Origin of the sequence: Achromobacter deleyi (assembly GCF_902859705.1) — a bacterium.
Classification (GTDB): domain Bacteria; phylum Pseudomonadota; class Gammaproteobacteria; order Burkholderiales; family Burkholderiaceae_B; genus Achromobacter; species Achromobacter deleyi.
Window position 1 is genome coordinate 19,442 of the sequence record NZ_CADIJO010000038.1, and the last position, 22,048, is coordinate 41,489.

Below are 22,048 nucleotides of genomic sequence, written 5' to 3' on the forward strand. Positions count from 1 at the left end.
TCTGGGCATACACATCCTGCTACGTCGTGACGATGCACGCTGCGCGCTTGCGCGGCGTCGCTGCGCTCGCCTGAAATTGCTTGAACTGCCGGCTGTTGCCCTTCTGTGCAGCCAGAGAACCCTACCTATAGTGCGCAGCGACAGCGCCACGCAAAAATAGCCGCCCGGCCGCCCGAAGGCCGGGCAGCCCCCCCGGGGCCAGCAAGTGCTGTCGTGCGCGCGGCGAGGGAATCCAAGATAACGTCACGCAAAAATAGCCGCCCGGCCGCCCGGCCGCCCGAAGGCCGGGCAGCCCCCTCGGGGGGCAGCAAGCGCGAAGCGCGCCGCGTGGGGGCTCTAGTTCCCCGCTTCGCGTAGGCGGCTGGGGAGGAGTTCGCCGTGGCGGGCTAGCAGGGGGTAGGCGGCGGCGCCTACCAGGTGGGAGTTGATGCCCTTCATGTCGCGCAGGATGTCCAGGTAGAGGGCGCCGACTTCGGCGGCGTCTACCTGGCCGGCCTTGATCTTTTGCAGGTGCGTGTCGGCGGCCTGGGTTTCGATGGTGCGGAAACGGGCTTTTTCGCCTGCCAGGGCGCGGGCCTGGCGCAGGTCGTCGTTGACGAAGAGGGCGGCGGCCTGGCGTTGGTTGGCGATCAGTTCGCCCAGCGTGTCGTCCAGGCTGGCGCGTTGTTCGGGCGAGAAGGTCCAGCCTTGCTTGCGCAGCTTGGCGATGTGGCTGAGCAGGCCGTGGTGGGCGATGTCGCCAGCGTGGCCGATGTTGCTGGTGAAGGCCAGGATGTCGTCCATGCGTTGCAGGTCGTCGCGCGTCATGTTTTCCTGGTCCAGGGTGGCCAGGTAGGTGGTGATGGCGTTTTCGAGCTTGTCCAGCGCGGCGTCGAGCTGGCGGGCCTGGACCATGCGGTGGCGGTTGTCGCGCTTGAAGCCGGCGCGGGCGTACAGCAGCAGGGTCTGCAGCATGTCGGCCATGCGCAGGGCTTCGCGGGCGGCGTTGCCCAGGGCGACGGCGGGCACGTCGTGGGCCCATTCGTCCAGGTATTGGGGGCGGGACGGGTCGTTGGGGTCGGTGCGCTTGGGCAGCCAGCGGGTGAGCAGCGCGGCGTAGGGGGCCAACAGCGGCAGGAACACCACGGCGATGACGGCGTTGAAAAGGGTGTGGAAGTTGGCCACGGCGCGAGCCGGGTCGCTGGACAGGTCGCTCATCAGCGGTTGCAGCCAGGGCAGCAGCACCAGGCCGGCCAGGACGCCCAGCACGCGGGTCAGCAGGTTGCCCAGGGGCAGGCGGCGGGCGGCGGGATCGTCGCCAGTGACGCCCTCGATCATGGGGTTGATGGCGGTGCCCAGGTTGGCGCCCAGCACCAGGGCAAAGGCGACGTGGGGGGCGACCATGTGGTGGCTGGCCAGCGACATGACCAGCACCACCACGGCGACGCTGGAGTGGGCCGCCCAGGTGAAGGCGGCCGATAGCAGCACGGCGGCGACGGGCTGGGTGGCCAGGGCGTCCAGGATCATGCCCAGCATGGGGGCGGTCTGGAAGGGTTCGAACAGTTCGACCAGCTGGTGCAGCGACAGCAGCAAGAGGCCCAGGCCGATGAAGACGCGGCCCAGGTCGCGGGTGCGGCCCGGGGGATAGCGGCGGAACATCCAGACGCCGGCCAGGATCAGGATGGGGGCCAGCGAGGTCAGGTCGAACGACAGCAGCTGGACGATCAGCGTGGTGCCGACGTTGGCGCCCAGCATGGCGGCCAGCGCGGGGACCAGGCCGACGACGCCGCCAGCGGCGAAGCCGGTGATCATCAGGCCGGTGGCGGTGCTGCTCTGAAGGGCGGCGGTGATGCCCAGGCCGGCGGCGAAGGCCCGCAGGCGGGTGCCCAGGGCGCGGCCCAGTGCGGCGCCGAGGGCGGCGCCAAAGGCGCGCTGTACGCCTGTCTGGACCATGTGCACGCCCCAAAGCAGCAGGGCGACGTAGCCGGCGAAGTCAAGCAGGGTAATAAGTCCGGACATCCTGGAGTCGTTCCATTCTTTTTATGACAAGAAATAATTCTGTAATGATCGCATGCCAGGGCGGGCGGGGAAACCCGTCCCTGCAATACAGCATACGCCCCGCAGGGCTTTGCTGCGCGCGGCCGGGGCTTGCGCGTATCATTGCCGGATCATTCGTGGATGCATGGGAGTTCTGGTGGCCGTTTCCGTATTCGATCTGTTCAAAATAGGCATTGGCCCGTCCAGTTCCCATACGGTCGGCCCGATGCGGGCGGCCTTGCTGTTCGCGCAGGGCCTGGAACGCGACGGCCTGTTGCCGCAGGTGGCCAACGTGCGCGCCGAGCTTTACGGCTCGCTGGGCGCTACCGGCAAGGGCCACGGCACCGACAAGGGCGTGCTGCTGGGCCTGATGGGCGAGGCCCCTGACACGGTCGACCCGGCGGCCATCGCCGGCATGATCGCGTCGGTGCGCGCCAGCCGCCAATTGCCGCTGCTGGGCCACTATCCGGTACCGTTCGTGGAAAAGGAACACATGATGTTCTACCGCCGCGAAGCCATGGCCGAGCATCCCAACGGCATGAAATTCCATGCCTTCGACGCCAAGGGCGAATCGCTGCGCGAGGCCCGCTACCTGTCGGTGGGGGGCGGTTTCGTGGTGACGGCGGGGGCGTCCAACAGCCAGGTCATCGCGGCGCACGACCAACTGCCGTATCCGTTTCGCACGGGCCGCGAACTGCTGACCATGTGCCGCGAAAGCGGCCTGTCCGTGGCGCAGCTGATGATGCAGAACGAACTCACCTGGCGCGATGCCGGCGAGATCTCGGGCGGCCTGGACCGCATCTGGCAAGTCATGCAGGACTGTGTCTCGCGCGGCTGTGGCATCAACTACCCCGAGGCGGACGGCGAATTGCCCGGTCCGCTGCGGGTGCGCCGCCGCGCCCCCGAGCTGTACCGCAACCTGACCCAGCGGGCCGAGCGCACGCTGTCCGACCCGCTGTCGGTGATGGATTGGGTCAATCTGTACGCCATGGCGGTCAACGAGGAAAACGCAGCCGGCGGCCGGGTGGTCACGGCGCCCACCAACGGCGCGGCGGGCATCATCCCGGCGGTGCTGCACTATTACGATCGCTTTGTCCCTGGTTCCAACCGCGAAGGCGTGCGCGATTTCCTGCTGACCGCGGCGGCCGTGGGCCTGCTGTACAAGTACAACGCCTCGCTGTCGGGCGCCGAGGTCGGCTGCCAGGGCGAAGTCGGCGTAGCGTGTTCGATGGCGGCGGGCGGCCTGGCTGCCGCGCTGGGCGGCTCGGTCGAGCAGGTCGAGAACGCGGCCGAGATCGGCATGGAACACAACCTGGGCCTGACCTGCGACCCGGTTGGCGGCCTGGTGCAGATTCCCTGTATCGAGCGCAACGCCATGGCGTCCATCAAGGCGGTCAACGCGGCCCGCATGGCGCTGCGCGGCGACGGCCAGCACTATGTGTCGCTGGATTCGGTCATCAAGACCATGCGCGAAACCGGCGCCGACATGAAGACCAAGTACAAGGAAACGGCGCGCGGCGGCCTGGCGGTGAACATCGTCGAGTGCTGACGCACGGCGCAGCCCAAGAAAAAGCCCCTTGAGCGATCAAGGGGCTTTTTTTCTGCCGGGCAGTGGGCGCCACGCAGGCGCCGTGGCGCAGGGATCAGATCACGCGGGCGTTCTGCAGGGCGGCGATGCGGGCCGGGATGGGCGGGTGCGAGGCGAACATGGCCGCCAGGCCGCCCTTGCCGGTGATGCCGGAGGCTTCGAACGACTTGGGCAGTTCGCCCGGCTCCAGGCCGCCCAGGCGGGCCAGGGCGCGCATCATGGGTTCGCGGGCGCCCATCAGGTGGGCCGAGCCGGCGTCGGCGCGGTATTCGCGCTGGCGCGAGAACCAGGCCACGATGATCGAGGCCAGGATGCCGAAAATGATCTCACAGACCAGCACCGTGACGTAGTAGCCCGGGCCGATGCCGCGTTCGTTCTTGAACACGACGCGGTCGATGAAGTAGCCGACGACGCGGGCCAGGAACACGACGAAGGTGTTCACCACGCCCTGGATCAGGGTCAGGGTGACCATGTCGCCGTTGGCGATGTGGGCCACTTCGTGGGCCAGCACGGCGGCGACTTCTTCTTCGCTCATGCTTTCGAGCAGGCCGGTGGACACGGCGACCAGCGAGTCGTTCTTGAAGGCGCCGGTGGCGAACGCGTTGGGCGCGCCGTCGTAGATGGCGACTTCGGGGCGGCCGATGCCGGCACGGTCGGCCAGTTGGTGAACGGTATCGAGCAGCCAGGCTTCGCGCTGGCTGCGCGGCGCGTTCGGATCCAGCACCTGGGCGCCGGTGCTCCATTTGGCCATGGGCTTGCTGATCAGGAGCGAGATGATCGCGCCGGTGAAGCCGACCACCACCGAGAAGATCAGGAGGGCGTTGAGATTCAGGCCGTTGGCCGTGATGTAGCGGTCTACGCCCAGGATGCGTAGCGTGGCCGACAGCACGAGCATGACGGCCAGGTTGGTGATGACGAACAGGACAATGCGTTTCATGTTTTTTTGTTCCTCTGCGAGCGGGAAATACCCCGGCTTTGACTGTGCGGCGCCGCGCCAGTTCCCCGACTGGCGGCGCTGCGTCCGGTGACGGAGAGTATAGTATCGCTTTCCCTTATTCCCCCTCACTTTCACCTGAGCGCAATCCCCCCATGCAGGCACTTTGGATGTTGCTGGCGTCCGCCATGTTCGCCGTCATGGGCTCGTTCGTGAAACTGGGCACCGAGCACGGCGCGTCGCTGCCGCAGGTGGTGTTGTTCCGCGGCTTGCCTTCGGTCATTTTGCTGCTGCTCTGGGCCCGCGCCGGCCGCCAATCCATCATTCCCACCAGCTGGAAGCTGCACATCTGGCGCAACCTGTCCGGCGTCACCTCGATGTGGCTGGGCTTTTTCGCCATTGCCCACCTGCCGCTGGCCACCGCCACCAGCCTGAACTACACGGCGCCGCTGTTCATCGCCTGTTGGATGCTGGGGTGGGGCGGGGCGCAGCGCGATCCGGTGCGCATTGCCGCCGTGGCGCTGGGATTCCTGGGCGTGATCGCCGTGCTGCGTCCCAGCATCAACGAAGACCAGTGGCTGGCTGCGCTGCTGGGCCTGGGCGCGGGCGCCATGTCCGCCATCGCCATGATGCAGATTCGCCAACTGGGCCGCATCGGTGAACCCGAATGGCGCACCGTCCTATTCTTCTCGGTGGCCGTCTGCGTCTCCAGCTTCGCCGGCCTGGGCTTCGAGGGCTGGGGCCACGCCGACTGGACGGGCTATGCGTCCCTCATGGGGGTGGGCGTGGCGGGCCTGTTCGGCCAGTTGGCCATGACCCGCGCATTCGGCATGGGGTCGGCGCTGCTGACCGCTGCCCTGCAATACAGCACGATTATCTTCGCGGCCTTGATCGGCATGGGTTTCTGGGGCGACACCCTGGATGGCCTGGCGTGGGCCGGCATGGGCCTGATCATTTCGGCGGGCCTGCTGTCGGTCTGGCGCACCATGCGCGACCCCAAGCCGGCCTGATGCCGCGAATCCGAAGAAGCGAAAGGAGCCTGCCTGATGACGACGACCCTGATTTCCGCAGCCGACCTGGCCGCGCGCCTTGGCGCCGCGGACGTGCGCGTGTTCGACGTGCGCCACGACCTGACCAATCACGCCGCCGGCCGCGAAGCCTATGCCGCCGGTCACATTCCCGGCGCCCGCTACCTGGACCACGAAACCGAGCTGGCGGCGACGCGCACCGGCAAGAACGGCCGCCATCCGCTGCCTGACCGCGCCGAATTCGGTGCACTGATGGCCGCGCACGGCGTGACGCCCCAGACCCTGGTGGTGGCCTACGACGCCAGCGGCGGCATGTACGCCGCCCATCTGTGGTGGATGCTGCGCTGGCTGGGCCACGACCAGGTCGCGGTGCTGGACGGCGGCTGGCAGGCCTGGGTGGCCGCGGGCCTGCCCACCGCCACCGAACCCGCGTCCCCCGTGCAGCCGGGCGCACCCGTGGCTCCGGGTGCGCCGCTGGTGGGCAGCGTGGACGCGAAAGCCGTGCTGGACAACATTGCCCAGCCCGCCTTCACGGTGATCGATGCGCGCGCGGCCAACCGCTACCGCGGCGAGGTCGAGCCCATGGACCCGGTGGCCGGCCACATCCCTGGCGCCTTGAACCGGCCGAACGGCCAGAACCTGCAAGCCGACGGCCGTTTCAAGGACGCGGCCGTGCTGCGCGAGGAATTCACGGCCTTGCTGGACGGCCGCGATCCCAAGGCCATCGTGCACCAGTGCGGCTCGGGCATCACCGCCTGCCACAACCTGCTGTCGATGGAAATCGCCGGCCTGTCCGGTTCGCGCCTGTACCCGGGGTCCTGGAGCGAATGGTGCAGCGATCCGTCCCGGCCGGTGGCCAAGGGCGAATAAGCGCCTTTCGTCTTACCAGACCGCCGCCAGCTTGACCCGGCCCGAGACGCTTTCGGCGATCTCCAGGAAGTGGTCCAGCGGCGGCGTGGCCAGGCCCGGCACTTTGGCCATGTCGTCCCAGCGCCTCAGCCGAATCGCATCCGGCGCGCCCGGCATGCTGGCGAAATCCACCGCCTGGCCCGCATCGAAGCTGCCCCCCTGTAGCGCCAGGCTGCGCTTCGAATCCTGCGAAAGCGACGCTTCATACTGCGGCTCCACGTAGCAGAGGTAGCGTTTGGCCTCCACGTGCAGCCGGATCGGGTCGAGCACGGCCGAACTGAACAGCCCGCGCAGGAACGGCAGCACGAAATACTGATGCTTGTCGTCGACGCCGCGCAGGGTGGGGGTGCCCGGGTGATCGGCGATCAGGTGGCCCAGGTCATGCAACAGGCAGGCCGTGATCAGCGGCGCGTTGGCGCCGTTGCGCTCGGCCAGCGCCGCGGTCTGCAGCGCGTGCCGCAGATGGCTGACGGATTCGCCATGATAGGAACGGTGCCCGCGTTCCAGGAAAAGCTGTTCGATGTCCTGCAAGGTCAAGGCCATGTTTGTCTCCTAGTGGCCGCAAGGGGAAGAGGCGGGCAGTGATCCTTGGATCAGCCGGCTGCCGGCGCCATCTCCAGAAAGCGCGCGATAAGCTGCACCGGTTGGCGCTCGCGCAGGCAGTACAGGTATTCATGCATCACGATGTCCGCGCCCTGGATGTCCAGCGCGACCAGATCGGGATGGGACGGAATTTCGCGCGACGGGATCAGGCTGATGCCCAGTTCGCACAGGATCGCCTGGCGGATCGATTCGCGGCTGCCGATCTCCAGCGTGCGCTTGACGCTGACGCCGGCGGCCTGCAGGGCGTCTTCCGTCAATTGGCGGGTCATCGAACCGGGCTCGCGCAGCAGCAGCGCGTGGTCGGCCAGGTCCGCCAGCGCCACCTGGCCGCGTCGGGCCAGCGGGTGGTCGCGGTGGGTGACCACGCGGATCGGGTCCGCCGCAATCAAGCGGCGATACAGATGCTTGTCATCCATCAGAAATGACGACGTGGCAATCTCGATGCGATAGTCATGCAGCGCCTGCAGCATGCTTTGCGAATTGCCGATGGTCACCGTCAGGTCGATGCCCGGGTAGCGCTGGTTGTAGCGCCGCACGGTATCCATGATGTAGAAGGGGCCGGTGGCGCCGACTCGCAGATTGCCTTCGCGCAGGTCGCTGGCGTCGCGCAGCCGGAAATCGATCTCGGTTTCCTGCTGCACCAGCTTTTCCACCATGGGCATCAGGCTGTGGCCGGCGTCCGACAGGCGCATGCCGCGGCCCTGGCGGTGGAACAGTTCGACGCCATAGCGCGATTCCAACTGGCGCAGTTGCCCCGTCACCGTGGGTTGGCTCACGCCCAGCTGGGCGGCGGCCTTGGTGACGGTGCCGCAGCGAGCCACGGCATAGAAGGATTTCAGTTCGGCGACGAGCACGGTGTTCTGGGGCCTGGTAATGGACGCAATGCGCAAGACCGCCAGTACACCAAAATAATTTGATGTTTTTATTACTGCATTTGCGCGAAGTGTCATAAACACTCAATACGCCGCTTCCATACTGCCTTCGTTCCCAGACCGGAGGCACCATGCCCCTACAGCCCCAACGCGATACAGACACTACTCCGACGGGCGCTTCGCCCCAGAGCGGAGCGCAGCGCGGGGGCTTTCTGTCGGTCAGCAACCTGGTCAAGCGGTTCGGCGCCCACACGGCGCTGTCTGATGTGTCCCTGGATATCCGGGCGGGCGAGCTGGTGTGCCTGCTGGGGCCGTCCGGCTGCGGCAAGACCACCTTGCTGCGCGCCATCGCCGGGCTGGAACGCCAGGACAGCGGCAAGATCCTGCTGTCCGGCCGCGATATTTCCCATGCCGAGCCGCAAGAGCGCGACTACGGCATCCTGTTCCAGTCGTACGCGCTGTTTCCCAACCTGACCGTGGCCCAGAACGTGGCCTACGGCCTGAGCGGCAAGCGCGCCCACCGCAAGCACGTGGCCGACCGGGTCGAGGAAATGCTGACGCTGGTCGGCCTGGCCGGCGCGTCCAATAAGTATCCGGGGCAGATCTCCGGCGGCCAGCAGCAGCGCGTGGCGCTGGCCCGCGCGCTGGCCCCGTCGCCGTCGCTGTTGCTGCTGGACGAACCGATGTCGGCGCTGGACGCCCGGGTGCGCGAGCACCTGCGCATCGAATTGCGCGCCCTGCAAAAGCGCCTGTCGATCACCACGCTGATGGTGACGCACGACCAGGAAGAGGCCATGGTGATGGCCGACCGCATCGCGGTCATGAATGGCGGCGTCATCGAGCAGTTCGGCACGCCGCGCGAACTGTATCGCCAGCCAGGTTCGGCCTTCATCGCCGATTTCGTCGGCGAGGCCAACTGGCTGCCGTTCGAACGCATCGACGCCCACCGTGCCCGGGTCGGCCGCCAGGAACTGGCGGTGGACGAGGCGCTGGAGCGCAACGTCGGCAAGCTGTTCGTGCGCCCCGAAGCGGTGCGCGTGAGCGTGGCGCGCCCCGAAGAACCCAACACCATGCTGGCCGACGTGCTGGACGGCGTGTTCCTGGGCCGCGGCTACCGCTTGGCGCTGCGCCTGGAAGGCGTGCCCGGCGCCACGGTGCATTCGATCGTATCCCCCGAAACCGGAGACGCCTTGCTGGGCCCTCACGCTGCCAGCCGTTGCTGGGTGGAGCTGCCGCGCCATGCGATTCGCGCCTACGCTTGATTCCGCCGTGCCCGCCAGCGCCCCCGCCGTGCCCGCGCCCGCCGCCGCCCCCGCTGTTCCTGCTGCTTTGGCCGCCGCCTCGCCGCTGGGCCGCCGGCCCCTGCCGGGCTGGATCGGCCGGTTGGGCCTGACGCTGGGGCAGGCCGCCCTGGCGCTGTTCCTGCTTTTGTTCCTGGCGTTGCCGCTGGCGGCCATCCTGGTCAAGTCCGTCACCGACGGCAATGGCGATTGGGCCGGCCTGTCGGTGGTGTTGGGCATCATCGGCGCCGATGGCTTTCTCGCCATGGTCGGGCGCAGCCTGACCGTGGGCGCGGTCACCATGATGCTGGTGGTGCCGTGCGCCTACGCCTTTGCCTATGCGCTGACCCGCAGCCGCATTCCCGGCAAGGGCCTCTTGCGCACCATCGCGTTGCTGCCGCTGCTGGCGCCGTCGCTGCTGCCCGGCATTGCGCTGGTGTACCTGCTGGGCAACCAGGGCCTGCTCAAGGGCCTGTTCGGCGGGGCCACCATCTATGGCTTCTGGGGCATCGTGGCGGGCGAGGTCTTCTACACCTTTCCGCACGCCCTGATGATTTTGCTGACGGGCCTGACGCTGGCCGACGGCCGCCTGTACGACGCGGCGCGCGCCATGGGCGCGGGTTCGCTGCGCACCTTCATGACGGTCACGCTGCCCGGCACGCGCTATGCCGTGTTCTCGGCCTGCTGCGTGGTGTTCACGCTGACCGTCACCGACTTCGGCGTGCCCAAGGTAGTGGGCGGCGACTACAACGTGCTGGCGATGGAAGCCTACAAGGCCGTGGTCGGCCAGTTGAACTTCCCCAAGGGCGCCGCCATCGGCATCCTGCTGCTGTTGCCCGCGGTGCTGACCTTCGTGCTGGACCGCCGCCTGCGTGCCCGCCAGGGCGCCCAGATGAGTGGCCGCGCCCAGCCCTACGCGGCCGGCGTCAACCGTCGGCGCGATGCGGCCTTCCTGCTGCTGGCCGGCGTCATGGCGGGTTTCCTGCTGCTGATCATCGGCGTGGCCGTGTGGGCCTCGTTCGTGAAGATGTGGCCCTACAACCTGTCGATGTCACTGCGTTCGTACGACTTCGACAACATGGACGGCGGCGGCTGGCTGGCCTGGCGCAACAGTCTGGAACTGGCGTTCTGCACGGCCGTGCTGGGCACCGTGGTGGTGTTCCTGGGCGCCTGGATGATGGAAAAGGTGCCGGCCCGCGGCGCAGTGGCGCGCGGCCTGCGCGGCACCGTCGGCATGCTGGCGCTGATGCCGATGGCCGTGCCGGGCCTGGTGCTGGGCCTGGGCTACATCTTCTTCTTCAACAGCCCCGCCAATCCGCTGAACCTGCTGTACGGCACGATGCCGCTGCTGGTGCTGTGCACGGTGGTGCACTTCTATACCAGCGCCCACCTCACGGCCGCGACCGCGCTGAACGCGCTGGACCCGGAATTCGAAGCCGCGTCCGCCTCGTTGAAAGTGCCGCGCCTGACCACGTTCGTCCGCGTGACGCTGCCGATGTGCCTGCCCGCCGCGCTGGATGTGGCGCGCTACCTGTTCGTGTCCGCCATGACGACCGTGTCGGCCGTGGTGTTCCTGTACAGCCCGAACACGGTGCTGGCCGCCGTCGCGGTGCTGAACATGGACGACGCCGGCTTCATCGGCCCGGCCGCCGCCATGTGCACCGTGATCATGGCCAGCTCGGCGGTCGCGGCGCTGGCGTTGCACCTGGCCAGCCGTGCCCTGGTGGCGCGCAGCCAGGCCTGGCGCCGTCCCGCCGCCCTTTGATTGCCTATTTCTGAAGGAAGACCCTCATGACTGTTTCGCCCTTGCCCGTCCGCCTGGAAGCGGTGATTTTCGACTGGGCCGGCACGCTGGTGGACTTCGGTTCTTTCGCGCCCACCAAAGTGTTCGTCGATGCCTTTGCGCAGTTCAGCATGGACGTGACGCTGGAGCAGGCCCGCGGGCCGATGGGCGTGGGCAAGTGGGACCACATCCGCGCCCTGTGCGACGAGCCCGTCATCGCCCAGCAGTATCAGGCCCAGTTCGGCCGCCTGCCGACCGATGACGACGTGACCGCCATCTACGAGCGCTTCCTGCCGATGCAGCTGGACAAGGTGGCTCAGTATTCGGCCGCCATCCCTGGCGCGGCCGAGCTGCTGCGCGCGCTGCGCCAGCGCGGCCTGAAGATCGGTTCGTGCTCGGGCTACCCCGCCAGCGTGATGCGCCGCGTGGTGGAACGCGCCGCGGGCGAAGGCCTGGAACCCGATTGCATCGTGGCCAGCGACGACGTGCCACGCGCCCGCCCGGCGCCCGCCATGGCGCTCAAGAACGTGGTGGAACTGGCCCTGTCCGACGTGGCTGGCTGCATCAAGGTCGACGACACCGCCCCCGGCATCGAAGAGGGCCGCCGCGCCGGTATGTGGACCGTCGGCCTGCTGCTGTCCGGCAATGCCGCCGGCCTGACGCTGGATGAATACCTGAGCCTGGATGACGCCGGCCGCCAGCAGGCGCGCGAGCGCGCCAGCCAGGAACTGGCGCCTGCCGCCCCCCATTACCTGATCGACACCGTGGCGGACCTGCCCGGCGTCATCGCCGATATCGAGACCCGCCTGGCGGCGGGGCAGCGTCCCTGAGGCCGCCGCCGAACGACCGTTGAACCCTTTTTCGCACTGCACCGCGGCTGGCATCGGCCCGCCGTGGCGACCCGACTCACGCTTTTTTCCGCTCACCCACGGAGTTTCCTCATGAATCGCTTCAAGCTGCTTGCACTGGCCGCCGCCCTGATGGGCACGATGGGCGCCGCTTCCGCCGAAACCTCGCTGACCGTCTACACGGCGCTGGAAGCGGACCAGATCAAGGTCTACCAGGCCGCCTTCGAAAAGGCCAATCCCGACATCAAGATCCAGTGGGTCCGTGATTCCACCGGCATCATCACTGCCAAGCTGCTGGCCGAGAAGAACAACCCCAAGGCCGACGTGATCTGGGGCCTGGCCGGCACCTCGCTGGGCCTGATGGACAAGGAAGGCATGCTGCAGCCCTACGCCCCCAAGGGCCTGGACCAGATCGCCGCCAACATGCGTGATGCCAAGGCCGAGCCCACCTGGGTCGGCATGGACGGCTTTGCCGCCGCCATCTGCTTCAACACCGTCGAAGCCGAAAAGCAGAAGCTGCCCAAGCCCACCTCGTGGGAAGACCTGACCAAGCCGGTCTACGCCGGCAAGATCGTCATGCCGAACCCGGCCTCGTCGGGCACGGGCTTCCTGGACGTCAGCGCCTGGCTGCAGATCTTCGGTGAAGAGAAGGGCTGGGCCTACATGGACGCCCTGCACAAGAACATCGGTTCGTACACGCACTCGGGTTCGAAGCCTTGCAACATGGCTGCCGCCGGCGAGTTCCCGATCGGCGTCTCGTTCGATTACCGCGCCGCCAAGCTGAAGGCCGACGGCGCTCCGGTCGAAGCCGTGTTCCCGTCGGAAGGCCTGGGCTGGGAAGTCGAAGCCACCGCCATCGTCAAGGGCACCAAGAACCTGGAAGCCGCGCGCAAGCTGGCTGACTTCTCGGCCAGCCGCGAAGCCAACGAGCTGTACAAGGCCAACTTCGCCGTGCTCGCGATTCCCTCGATCGCCACGTCCAACCCCAACCTGCCGGCCGATCTGACCAAGCGCATGATCAAGAACGACTTCGTCTGGGCTGCCACCAACCGCGAACGCATCATCGCCGAGTGGACCCGCCGCTACGACGGCAAGTCCGAGCCCAAGAAGAAGTAAGCCTTCGGGCCGCAAGCCGGGAAGCGCCCGCGGGCGCTTCCCCCGCCAGTCTTCTCGCATTGCTATTCAGATGAAAAAATTCGACGTAATCGTGGTCGGCGCGGGCATGCTCGGCATCGCGCACGCCTGGGCGGCCGCCAAGCGCGGCCTGTCCGTGGCCGTGATCGAGCGCAGCCGCCAGGCGCATGGCGCCACCATCCGCAACTTCGGCCAGGTCATCGTTACCGGCCAGGCGCCGGGCATGATGCTGTCGCATGCCCAGCAGGCGCGCGAGCTGTGGCTGGAACTGGCCGACAAGGCGCAGTTCCATGTTCGCGCCAACGGCGCGCTGGTGCTGGCGCGCAATGCCGACGAGGCCGAGGTGCTGGACGAATTCGCCCAGACCCGCCTGCGCCAGGAAGGCTATCGCGCCGAACTGCTGTCGGGCCGCGAAGTGGCCAAGCTGTACGACGGCCAGTTGGCGCATCACTGCGCCGCGCTGCATGGCCAGGACGACCTGCAGATCTATTCGCGTGAAGCGCTGCCCGCGATCACCCGCTACCTGGCCGAATCGCTGGGCGTGCAATTCATCACCGGCACGCTGGCGCGCGCCGTCGAGCAGGGGCAGGTCGCGACCACCGCGGGCGACTTCGCGGGCTCGCACGTGTTCGTCTGCCCGGGCCACGACTACCTGACGCTGCTGCCCGAGCACTTTGCGCCGCTGAACCTGGAAGTGACGCGCCTGCAGATGTTGCGCGCCGCCTTCGAGACGCGTCCCATGGCGCTGGACCGGCCGCTGCTGACGGGCCTGTCCTGCGTGCACTACGGCGCGTTTTCCGACCTGCCGTCGGCGCTGGCGCTGCGCGACGTGATCCAGGCGCGCAGCCCCATGCTGCTGGAAAACGGCATCCACCTGCTGATCAGCCCCACGCCGCATGGCGAGCTGATCATCGGCGATTCGCATCGCTATGGCCAGGACGCGTTTCCGTTCAATGACGAAGCCGTCGACGACGCCATGCTGGACCTGGCCTCGCAGGCGCTGGGCGCACGGCTGCGGGTGCTGGAGCGCTGGCAGGGCGTGTATGGCACGCACGGCCCGGCGCCGTTCTCGGTGCTGCCGGTGGACACGGCCACGACGGTGGCGGTGATGCATTCGGGCGTGGGCATGACGGTCGGGCTGGCCATCGGCGAGCGCACCGTGGCAGGCGTGCTGGGACGCTGACGCGATTGCCGGGCGGCGGCGCCAGCGGCCGCCCGAGACCTCGCCCCCAAAGAAAAGGCCTTGCGATCGCAAGGCCTTTTTTCATGAAGGGGGGCGTTACAGCCGTTCTTGCATGATGCGGCGATACCACTCGTGAAAGTGCTGCATGCCGTCTTCCATCGGCGACTGGTAGGGGCCGGTTTCGTTCACGCCGCGCAGCATCAGCGCCTTGCGGCCGGCGTCCATGCGTTCGGCGATCTCGTCGTCTTCGATGGCCGTTTCCATGTAGGCCGCGCGCTGCGCCTCGACGAACTCGCGCTCGAAGGCGGCGATTTCCTCGGGGTAGTAGAACTCGACCACGTTCACGGTTTCCTGCGGGCTCTTGGGGTAGAGCGTCGACAGCACCAGCACGTGCGGATAGAGCTCGATCATGTGGGTCGGGAAATACGTGACCCAGACCGCGCCGAAATCCGGGGCGTCGCCCTCGCGGAACGACAGCAGGCGATCGTGCCATTGCTTGTAGACGTCGGAACCCGGCTGCGCCAGCGCGTTGTGCACACCGACCTTCTGCAGGCTGTACCAGTCGTTGAACTCCCAGGTCAGGTCGTCGCACGTGACGAAGCGGCCCAGGCCCGGATGGAACGGGCCGACGTGGTAGTCCTCGAGATAGACCTCGATGAAGGTCTTCCAGTTGTAGTTGCACTGGTGCACTTCGACGTGGTCCAGCACGTAGTCGCCGAAGTCGAACTCGGGCCGCGAGAACAGCGGCGCCATGTCGGCGGCCGGATCGCGCGGGCCTTCGAACAGCAGGCCGTGGCAATCGCGCAGGCGGAACTTCTGCAGATTCATGCAGGGCGTCGTGTCGAACTGCGGCGCGCCCAGCAGCTCACCCTGGCTGTTGTACGTCCAGCGGTGCAGCGGGCAGACGATGTTGCCGCCGGTGGCCTTCAGGTTGCCGTGCGAATTGCAGGTGCCCGTGACGTCGCCGGCCTGGCCGCCCAGCATCAATGCCTGGCGGTGGCGGCAGACATTTGAGATGAGTTCAACGCCTTGCTGGTTGCGAACCAGCACGCGCCCTCCGCTTTCCTGGGCCAACGTACGCCAATCCCCGACGTCCGGCACCAGCTTCTGGTGGCCGACGTACTGCGAGGATTGCTTGAAAATGAGTTCTTGCTCGCGGGCAAAGAGGGCTTCGTCAAAATAAGCACTGACGGGTAGCTGGGTGCGAGCTGGCACAACATGTGCCATCCGACCGATGTCGGTCATGATTCCCTCCGCTCGGATGAATATTTCCCCCCAAAAGCCGCGCCCACATCGTTGGGTTCAATGCCGGTGGGCTGGCTGCCTTTGGCTGGATGCCCCTCATTGGGGGCGTCTTTCTCGGGGGCGGCCCGGCGATAAAAAGCCGGCACGGCTTGAGCTTGGGGCCGCAAATTGTACCCCAACCCCATCCCCCACGCCCGTGAAGATCGGTGAAGCTTAGTGAAGATCCGGGCGCGCCGATTTGACCCTGCGCAAAAGCCGATTAACCCTACGCGGCATAGGTTTTTCAGACCAGCCTGCGCGTGGCCGGATGGCGCCTGAGCAGCCAGCTGCTGGCGGCCGACAGGGCGAACACCGCCAGGGTCAGGAGCGGCACGGTCCAGGCGTCGTTGCGTCCGCCGGTAAAGGCCCCGGCGCGATGGGCCAGGTCCAGGAACACCGGGTGGATGAGGTACACGCCGAAGGTCAGCGGCGCCAGCGCGGCCAGCCGTGGCACCCGGGGCGACGAGACGATCCATTGAAACGCTGCCAGTGACATGAACGGCACGGTCAAGCTGAAGTAGTCGTAGAAATAGGTGTCCAGCGTGCGGCCGCTGGACATCAGGTGCACGCCCAGGGCCGTGGCGGCCACGCTGGCGGCAAGCACCCAGCCGGGGCGCGGCACGCGCATTTCACCGTCGAAGATCTGGCGTCCCGCCACGAAATAGCCCAGGTAGGGCAGGAACCAGGTCAGGAAGAAGCCGGGCTGCGCGCCCAGTGCGCGGCGATACAGCGCCTCCAGGATTGCCAGCCCCAGGATGCCCACCACCCACAACGAACGCGATTGCGGCGTGCTGCGCACGTACAGCGCGCGCACCAGGGGCGCGAACAGGTACAGGCCCACGATCATGTAGAGATACCAGAGGTGGTAGTAGGGCTCGCCCTGGGCGACCTTGCGGGGCCAGAAGGAAAAGTCCACCCGGCCGTCATCCCACCAGTCCAGGCCGCTGCGCCACAGCAGGTAGAAGAGGGTCCAGAACACCAGCGGCGCGCAGATCCGCGCCATGCGCCGGGTGTAGAAGCGGCGTGCGTCCTGCGGTTTAGAAGGGTCCAGCAGCAGTGCGCCGCTGACCATCACGAATACCGGCACGCACCAGCGGGCCGCCGAATCGTACAGGTTGGCGGCCAGCCAGGCGCCGTGGCCGTAGGCCGATGGTTCGCTGACGATCAGGGCGGCGCTGTGCAGCAGCACCACCGCGGCGGCGGCCAGCCAACGGGCGGCATCCAGTCGGGCGTAGCGGTCATCGGTCAGTGGCATCGGGCTCCCGGGCGTTGGTGTAACGGGGGCGGGCGCGGCGCCCGCCTTCGTTTTTCACCTTAGCAGCCGGGGCGGCGCGGCTTCTGTTTCCAGGCGTTAGGGCCTGTTTTTTCAGGAAACCGCGGCCCGTCTTCAGAAGATCGCGCGGACAGCCTTGTCGCGGTCCGGCTTACTGCAGCACGATGTTGGCGTGCTTGATCAGTTGCGACACGATCGGCTGTTCGGTCTTGACCTGCTTGTCCAGCTCGGCGGCGGTGCCGGAACGCGGATCGATGCCCATGTCCAGCAGGCGCTTGCGTACCGCTTCGTCCTTCAGGGTCTCGGCCAGCGCCGTCTGCAGCTTGTCCAGCACCGGCGCGGGCGTGCCCTTCGGGGCCACGAAACTGAACCAGGCCGTCATGTCGAAGGCCGGGTAGCCCTGTTCGGCCAGCGTCGCCAGGTTGGGTTCGGTGGCCAGGCGGGTGGCGCTGGTGATGCCGAACACCTTGACCTTGCCGGCCTCGGCCTGCGGCATGCCAGTGGCGACCATGTCGAAGAACAGGTCCACGTCGCCGCTGATCAGGGCCGGCAGCGCCTGGGTCGCACCCTTGAACGGCACGTGCAGGATGTCGATGCCCGCGCGTTCCTTGAACAGCTCGCCCGCCAGGTGCGACGAGGTGCCGGCGCCGAACGTGGCGAAGGTCAGCTTGCCCGGGTTCTGCTTGGCATAGGCCACGATGTCCTGGGTGCTGTTGAACGGCCGCTTGGGGCTGGACAGCAGCACCAGCGGGCCGATGCCCACCATGCCGATGGGCGCGAAGCCATCGGGATCGTAGGGCAGTTCTTTATACAGATAGCGGTTGGTCACCAGCGTGGAGTTGGTGGCCATCAGGATGGTGTAGCCGTCCGGCTGTTCGCGCGACACGAAGGCGGCGCCGATCGAGGTGCCGGCGCCGGCCTTGTTCTCGACGATCATCGGCTGGCCCAGCGTCTTGGCCATGCGTTCGGCCAGCACGCGGGTCAGCACGTCGGTGGCGCCGCCGGCCGGGAAGGGCGACACGACCTTGATGGGGCGCGACGGATAGGTGTCGGCCTGGGCGCTGCCCAGGGCGGCCACGCCGAGCAGCAGGGCGGCCAGGAATTTGTAGCGTTTGCGAATCATGTTTTCCCCTTGAAATCGCTATTAATATTCCGTATATTGGAATTTAGTTTTGTCATTCGAAATAAACTATAAAAACGAAGCGAATAGAAATGCAATCTTTTTCTGACCCCAAGCGCATTCCCCATCCCGCCGCCAAGCCCGATCAGAAGCTGGAATTGAGCGCCCCCGCCCGCCGCAAGCGGGCCGGCGCCGTGGGCGAAGGGCCGGTGTCGCCCGACTTCATCACCGCGCTGGCGCGTGGCCTGGAAGTCCTGCGTTGCTTTCGGCCCGGCGTGGCCGCGCTGGGCAACCTGGACCTGGCGCGCCTGACCGGCCTGCCCAAGCCCACCATCAGCCGCATCACCTACACCCTCACCGAGCTGGGCTACCTGCGCTACCACCCGGACACCGGCAAGTATTCGCCTGGCTATGGCGTGCTGGCCCTGGGCTTTGGCCTCCTGGCCGGGCTGGAAGTGCGCGAACTGGCCAAGGCGTCCATGACCGACCTGGCGCGGGAAACGGGCGGTGCGGTCGCGCTGGGCGCGTTCGACGGCGACGCCATGACCTACGTCGAGGCCATCCACGGCTCGTCCGCCCTGTATCTGCGGCTGCCGGTGGGCTACCGCGCCAGCCTGGACAGCGCCATGGGCCGGGCCTACCTGGCCAGCCTGCCGCCCGCTGCCTGCGCCGACGTGCTGGATCGCCTGGGCGCGGCCGCGCCCGCGGCGGCCGCGATCGAACGCGCGCGCATCGAACTGGCCGACACCGGCTGCTGCTTTGCCATTGGCGAATGGCAGTCCGGCATCAATGCCGTCGCCGTGCCGTTCACGTCCGTCACGGGCGAGGGCGTGTTCGTCATGAGCTGCGGCGGCCCCGCGGGCCTCTTGCCCGAAGCCGGTCTGCGCACGCAGGTGGCGCCCGCATTGCGTGCCGCCATCGCGGGGCTGGCGGGGTCGTCCGACTGAGCAGCACGGCGCGTCGGGGCGTGGTCCTGGTATCTCGTACAATTCACGGATTGATCCACCCCTAGCGCCCTCGGAGACCCGTTTGGCCAAACCCACACAAGCCGATCCGCAGACCGGCGACCGTCCCTTGCCCCAGGATTTCGAAACGGCGCTGGCCGAACTGGAATCGCTGGTCGCGGCCATGGAAGACGGCTCGTTGCCGCTTGAGCAATCGCTGACCGCCTACCGGCGTGGCGTAGCGCTGACGCGGGTCTGCCAGGACCGCTTGGCCCAGGCTGAACAGCAGGTCAAGGTTCTGGAAGGCGATTTGCTGCGCCCCCTGGACCCGGCGGCGCTGGATGACGAATAAGAATCGGATGAAGCAAACTCAACTCGCTTTCCCCGAGTGGTTGCAAGGTCGTGTGCGGCACATCGAAGACGTGCTCGACGATCTGCTGCCGCCCGCCGACGCCATGCCCGCCCGCCTGCACGAAGCCATGCGCTACGCCGTCCTGGGCGGCGGCAAGCGGGTGCGCGCCGCGCTGGTCTACGCCGCAGGCCAGGCCTGCCCCGTCAGCGGCAGCGTGCTGGCCGTCGAGGCCTCGCTGGACCGCGCCGCGGCCGCGGTCGAACTGATCCACGCCTATTCCCTGGTGCACGACGACTTGCCCTGCATGGACGACGACGTCCTGCGCCGCGGCCGTCCCACCACCCATGTGCAATTCGACGAAGCCACCGCCATGCTGGCCGGCGACGCCTTGCAGCCCCTGGCCTTCGACCTGCTGGCGTCCATGCCGATCGCGCCCGCGCTGATCGTGCAGGCCACCCAGTCGCTGGCGCGCGCCGCGGGCAGCCAGGGCATGGCCGGCGGCCAGGCCATTGATCTTTTCAGCGTCGGCCGCGCGCTCTCGCGCGACGAACTGCAGACCATGCACGGCCTGAAGACCGGCGCCTTGCTGGCCTGCAGCGTGGCGCTGGGCGGCATCGTGGCGGGCGCCAGCTCGGCCTCGCGCCAGGCGCTGGACGTCTATGCGCAGGCCATGGGCCTGGCCTTCCAGGTGGTGGACGACATTCTTGACGTCACGGCCGATTCCGCCAGCCTGGGCAAGACCCCGGGCAAGGACGCGGCCGAAAACAAGCCCACCTACGTGTCGCTGCTGGGCCTGGACGAGGCCCGCGTCTTCGCTGGCGAACTGCGCGAGACCGCGCTGGCCGCGCTCGAACCGCTGGGCGATGCCGGCGCGCGCCTGGCCCAGCTGGCAGATTTCATCGTCCTTCGAGACCGCTGAACCGTGATCCGTCCGGGCTGGCTGCAGGCCGGGCAAACGAACCCCATACAAGCATGACGACAGATTTATTGGACCGCATTCAATCCCCGGCAGACCTCAAGCGCCTGGATCGTCGCGAGCTCAAGCGGCTGGCCGACGAGTTGCGCGGCTTCGTGCTGGAGTCGGTCTCCAAGACCGGCGGCCACCTGTCGTCGAACCTGGGCACCGTGGAACTCACGCTGGCGCTGCACCAGGTCTTCGACACGCCGCATGACCGCATCGTCTGGGACGTGGGCCATCAGTCCTACCCGCACAAGATCCTGACCGGCCGCCGCGGCGGCATGGCCAATCTGCGCCAGCAGGGCGGCATTTCGGGCTTTCCCAAGCGCAGCGAATCCGAGTACGACGCCTTCGGCACGGCGCATTCGTCCACCTCGATCTCGGCGGCGCTGGGCATGGCGGTGGCCTCGCGCAACGCGGGCGTGCAACGCCAGCACATCGCCGTCATCGGCGACGGCGCCATGTCGGCGGGCATGGCCTTCGAAGCCATGAACAACGCCGGCGTCACGCCCAACATCAACCTGCTGGTGATCCTGAACGACAACGACATGTCGATCTCGCCGCCGGTGGGGGCGCTGAACCGCTACCTGGCCCGCCTGATGTCCGGCCGTTTCTACGCGGCCGCCAAGAACGTCGGCCGCGCCGTGCTGCAGCACGTGCCGCCGGTGCTGGAACTGGCGCGACGCTTCGAAGAACACGCCAAAGGCATGGTCACGCCCGCCACGCTGTTCGAGGAATTCGGCTTCAACTACGTCGGTCCCATCGATGGCCACGACCTGGATGCGCTGGTTCCCACGTTGCAGAACCTGAAGGCGCTGCAAGGCTTGCAGTTCCTGCACGTGGTCACCAAGAAAGGGCAGGGCTACAAGCTGGCCGAAGCCGATCCGGTGCTGTATCACGGCCCGGGCAAGTTCGATCCGGCCGTCGGTATCCAGCAGTCGAAGGCGCCGGGCAAGCGCACGTTCACCCAGGTGTTCGGCACCTGGCTGTGCGACATGGCCGAACAGGACTCCCGCCTGGTCGCCGTCACCCCCGCCATGCGCGAGGGCAGCGGCCTGGTCGAATTCGAAAAGCGCTTCCCCTTGCGCTACTTCGATGTCGGCATCGCCGAGCAGCATGCCGTGACCTTCGCCGCCGGCATCGCCTGCGAAGCGCAAAAGCCCGTGGTGGCCATCTATTCCACCTTCATGCAGCGCGGCTACGACCAGTTCATCCACGACGTCGCCTTGCAGAACCTGGACGTCACGTTCGCGCTGGACCGCGCCGGCATCGTCGGCGCCGACGGCGCCACGCATGCGGGCAACTACGACACCGCCTTCCTGCGCTGCGTGCCCAACATGGTGGTCGCGACCCCGTCCGACGAGGCCGAGACCCGCCTGCTGCTGTCCACCTGTTATCAGTACCCCGGCCCGGCATCGGTGCGCTATCCGCGTGGCGCGGGTTGCGGTGCCGCCGAAGCGCCCGGCCTGGACACGGTCGAGGTCGGCCGCGGCGTGGTGCGCCGCGAAGGCCGCAAGATCGCCATCCTGGGTTTCGGCACCCTGGTGCAGCCCGCGCTGGCCGCCGCTGAAAAGTTGGATGCCACGGTGGCCGACATGCGCTTCGTCAAGCCCATCGACCGAGCCCTGATCCTGGACCTGGCCAGCCGCCACGACGCGCTGGTCACGATCGAAGACGCCTCGGTCATGGGCGGGGCCGGCAGCGCCGTGCTGGAAGTGCTCAGCGCCGAAGGCGTGCTGATTCCTGTCCTGCAACTGGGCTTCCCGGACGAATTCATCGACCACGGCGACCAGATGGCGCTCCTGGCCGGTATCGGCCTGGATGCCGCGGGCATCGAGCAATCGATCCGCGCCCGTTACGCCGCGCTGTTGGGCTGACATCCGTCGGGCGGGTCCACGCCGTATTTGGCCCGCCTGGCGAAACACTGTGTTCCGGCCCC

At 67.5% G+C, this 22,048-nt stretch carries 19 protein-coding genes; 12 read left to right on the forward strand and 7 right to left on the reverse strand.

Translation table 11 applies throughout. From position 1 onward, the window contains the following. Positions 1–336 precede the first annotated feature (336 nt). Positions 337–1,998, reverse strand: a complete 1,662-nt coding sequence (locus HV798_RS29575) for a Na/Pi cotransporter family protein (RefSeq protein ID WP_025140240.1) — start codon at positions 1,996–1,998, stop codon at positions 337–339. A gap of 175 nt (positions 1,999–2,173) precedes the next feature. Here HV798_RS29575 and HV798_RS29580 point away from each other — a divergent pair, with 175 nt between their 5' ends. Then, positions 2,174–3,565 (forward strand): L-serine ammonia-lyase, encoded by a 1,392-nt coding sequence (locus HV798_RS29580; protein ID WP_175193913.1) that lies wholly within the window; start codon positions 2,174–2,176, stop codon positions 3,563–3,565. Between the two features lie 94 nt (positions 3,566–3,659). Here the strand turns inward: HV798_RS29580 and htpX are convergent, their stop codons facing one another. Continuing rightward, positions 3,660–4,541, reverse strand: coding sequence for a protease HtpX (gene htpX / locus HV798_RS29585; protein ID WP_025140242.1), 882 nt, complete (start codon positions 4,539–4,541; stop codon positions 3,660–3,662). Positions 4,542–4,693: 152 nt separating this feature from the next. Here htpX and HV798_RS29590 point away from each other — a divergent pair, with 152 nt between their 5' ends. Continuing rightward, entirely contained in the window at positions 4,694–5,548 is an 855-nt protein-coding gene (locus HV798_RS29590) for a DMT family transporter (RefSeq protein WP_025140243.1), read from the forward strand. 36 nt (positions 5,549–5,584) lie between these two features. Continuing rightward, positions 5,585–6,436, forward strand: a complete 852-nt coding sequence (locus HV798_RS29595; protein ID WP_175193914.1) for a sulfurtransferase — start codon at positions 5,585–5,587, stop codon at positions 6,434–6,436. 12 nt (positions 6,437–6,448) lie between these two features. On the opposite strand, the gene HV798_RS29600 is transcribed toward HV798_RS29595, so the two are convergent. After that, positions 6,449–7,018 (reverse strand): phosphonate degradation HD-domain oxygenase, encoded by a 570-nt coding sequence (locus tag HV798_RS29600; RefSeq protein ID WP_025140245.1) that lies wholly within the window; start codon positions 7,016–7,018, stop codon positions 6,449–6,451. Positions 7,019–7,068: 50 nt separating this feature from the next. After that, positions 7,069–7,932 carry a LysR family transcriptional regulator gene (locus HV798_RS29605; protein WP_025140246.1) on the reverse strand — a complete coding sequence of 288 codons (864 nt, stop codon included), beginning with the start codon at positions 7,930–7,932 and terminating at the stop codon, positions 7,069–7,071. Between the two features lie 149 nt (positions 7,933–8,081). On the opposite strand from HV798_RS29605, the gene HV798_RS29610 reads away from it, so the two are divergent. The 5 genes from HV798_RS29610 (at position 8,082) to HV798_RS29630 (ending at position 14,178) form a co-directional block, all read left to right on the forward strand. Beyond that, a complete protein-coding gene (locus tag HV798_RS29610; RefSeq protein ID WP_246289294.1) occupies positions 8,082–9,212 on the forward strand; it encodes a putative 2-aminoethylphosphonate ABC transporter ATP-binding protein in 1,131 nt (376 codons plus the stop codon). Further along, positions 9,190–10,995: a putative 2-aminoethylphosphonate ABC transporter permease subunit gene (locus tag HV798_RS29615; protein WP_025140248.1), complete on the forward strand. Its 1,806-nt coding sequence runs from the start codon at positions 9,190–9,192 to the stop codon at positions 10,993–10,995. Before HV798_RS29610 ends, HV798_RS29615 begins: the two co-directional genes overlap by 23 nt. Positions 10,996–11,021: 26 nt before the next feature. After that, entirely contained in the window at positions 11,022–11,843 is an 822-nt protein-coding gene (gene phnX, locus HV798_RS29620; RefSeq protein WP_175193915.1) for a phosphonoacetaldehyde hydrolase, read from the forward strand. Positions 11,844–11,954: 111 nt separating this feature from the next. Further along, positions 11,955–12,977 carry a putative 2-aminoethylphosphonate ABC transporter substrate-binding protein gene (locus tag HV798_RS29625; protein WP_175193916.1) on the forward strand — a complete coding sequence of 341 codons (1,023 nt, stop codon included), beginning with the start codon at positions 11,955–11,957 and terminating at the stop codon, positions 12,975–12,977. A 70-nt stretch (positions 12,978–13,047) separates the two neighbouring features. Continuing rightward, on the forward strand, positions 13,048–14,178 hold the full coding sequence (locus HV798_RS29630) for a TIGR03364 family FAD-dependent oxidoreductase (RefSeq protein WP_175193917.1): 1,131 nt from the start codon (positions 13,048–13,050) through the stop codon (positions 14,176–14,178). 96 nt (positions 14,179–14,274) lie between these two features. On the opposite strand, the gene HV798_RS29635 is transcribed toward HV798_RS29630, so the two are convergent. The 3 genes from HV798_RS29635 to HV798_RS29645 form a co-directional block, all read right to left on the reverse strand. Then, complete coding sequence (locus HV798_RS29635; protein WP_175193918.1) at positions 14,275–15,423, reverse strand: aromatic ring-hydroxylating oxygenase subunit alpha; 1,149 nt, start codon at positions 15,421–15,423, stop codon at positions 14,275–14,277. Positions 15,424–15,706: 283 nt separating this feature from the next. After that, complete coding sequence (locus HV798_RS29640) at positions 15,707–16,717, reverse strand: acyltransferase (RefSeq protein ID WP_175193919.1); 1,011 nt, start codon at positions 16,715–16,717, stop codon at positions 15,707–15,709. 169 nt (positions 16,718–16,886) lie between these two features. After that, positions 16,887–17,858 carry a Bug family tripartite tricarboxylate transporter substrate binding protein gene (locus HV798_RS29645; protein ID WP_175193920.1) on the reverse strand — a complete coding sequence of 324 codons (972 nt, stop codon included), beginning with the start codon at positions 17,856–17,858 and terminating at the stop codon, positions 16,887–16,889. Positions 17,859–17,947: 89 nt separating this feature from the next. Between HV798_RS29645 and HV798_RS29650 the strand changes: the two genes are divergently transcribed. The 4 genes from HV798_RS29650 to dxs all read left to right on the forward strand — a co-directional run bounded on the left by HV798_RS29650 (position 17,948) and on the right by dxs (position 21,986). Further along, on the forward strand, positions 17,948–18,802 hold the full coding sequence (locus HV798_RS29650; protein WP_175193921.1) for an IclR family transcriptional regulator: 855 nt from the start codon (positions 17,948–17,950) through the stop codon (positions 18,800–18,802). An 82-nt stretch (positions 18,803–18,884) separates the two neighbouring features. Then, positions 18,885–19,151: an exodeoxyribonuclease VII small subunit gene (locus HV798_RS29655; protein WP_025140256.1), complete on the forward strand. Its 267-nt coding sequence runs from the start codon at positions 18,885–18,887 to the stop codon at positions 19,149–19,151. A gap of 7 nt (positions 19,152–19,158) precedes the next feature. Then, positions 19,159–20,070 (forward strand): polyprenyl synthetase family protein, encoded by a 912-nt coding sequence (locus tag HV798_RS29660; protein WP_175193922.1) that lies wholly within the window; start codon positions 19,159–19,161, stop codon positions 20,068–20,070. Between the two features lie 53 nt (positions 20,071–20,123). Continuing rightward, positions 20,124–21,986 (forward strand): 1-deoxy-D-xylulose-5-phosphate synthase, encoded by a 1,863-nt coding sequence (gene dxs / locus HV798_RS29665; protein ID WP_175193923.1) that lies wholly within the window; start codon positions 20,124–20,126, stop codon positions 21,984–21,986. The last annotated feature ends 62 nt before the right edge of the window (positions 21,987–22,048 follow it).

What these genes read in the sequence shown, in the direction of transcription:
- HV798_RS29630 (WP_175193917.1), top strand. Translation starts at nt 13,048, where the DNA reads ATGAAAAAATTCGACGTAATCGTGGTCGGCGCGGGCATGCTCGGCATC.
- dxs (WP_175193923.1), top strand. Translation starts at nt 20,124, where the DNA reads ATGACGACAGATTTATTGGACCGCATTCAATCCCCGGCAGACCTCAAG.
- HV798_RS29625 (WP_175193916.1), top strand. Translation starts at nt 11,955, where the DNA reads ATGAATCGCTTCAAGCTGCTTGCACTGGCCGCCGCCCTGATGGGCACG.
- HV798_RS29635 (WP_175193918.1), bottom strand. Translation starts at nt 15,423, where the DNA reads ATGACCGACATCGGTCGGATGGCACATGTTGTGCCAGCTCGCACCCAG.
- HV798_RS29615 (WP_025140248.1), top strand. Translation starts at nt 9,190, where the DNA reads ATGCGATTCGCGCCTACGCTTGATTCCGCCGTGCCCGCCAGCGCCCCC.
- htpX (WP_025140242.1), bottom strand. Translation starts at nt 4,541, where the DNA reads ATGAAACGCATTGTCCTGTTCGTCATCACCAACCTGGCCGTCATGCTC.
- HV798_RS29595 (WP_175193914.1), top strand. Translation starts at nt 5,585, where the DNA reads ATGACGACGACCCTGATTTCCGCAGCCGACCTGGCCGCGCGCCTTGGC.
- HV798_RS29575 (WP_025140240.1), bottom strand. Translation starts at nt 1,998, where the DNA reads ATGTCCGGACTTATTACCCTGCTTGACTTCGCCGGCTACGTCGCCCTG.
- phnX (WP_175193915.1), top strand. Translation starts at nt 11,022, where the DNA reads ATGACTGTTTCGCCCTTGCCCGTCCGCCTGGAAGCGGTGATTTTCGAC.
- HV798_RS29650 (WP_175193921.1), top strand. Translation starts at nt 17,948, where the DNA reads ATGCAATCTTTTTCTGACCCCAAGCGCATTCCCCATCCCGCCGCCAAG.
- HV798_RS29645 (WP_175193920.1), bottom strand. Translation starts at nt 17,858, where the DNA reads ATGATTCGCAAACGCTACAAATTCCTGGCCGCCCTGCTGCTCGGCGTG.
- HV798_RS29590 (WP_025140243.1), top strand. Translation starts at nt 4,694, where the DNA reads ATGCAGGCACTTTGGATGTTGCTGGCGTCCGCCATGTTCGCCGTCATG.
- HV798_RS29610 (WP_246289294.1), top strand. Translation starts at nt 8,082, where the DNA reads ATGCCCCTACAGCCCCAACGCGATACAGACACTACTCCGACGGGCGCT.
- HV798_RS29600 (WP_025140245.1), bottom strand. Translation starts at nt 7,018, where the DNA reads ATGGCCTTGACCTTGCAGGACATCGAACAGCTTTTCCTGGAACGCGGG.
- HV798_RS29660 (WP_175193922.1), top strand. Translation starts at nt 19,159, where the DNA reads ATGAAGCAAACTCAACTCGCTTTCCCCGAGTGGTTGCAAGGTCGTGTG.
- HV798_RS29640 (WP_175193919.1), bottom strand. Translation starts at nt 16,717, where the DNA reads ATGCCACTGACCGATGACCGCTACGCCCGACTGGATGCCGCCCGTTGG.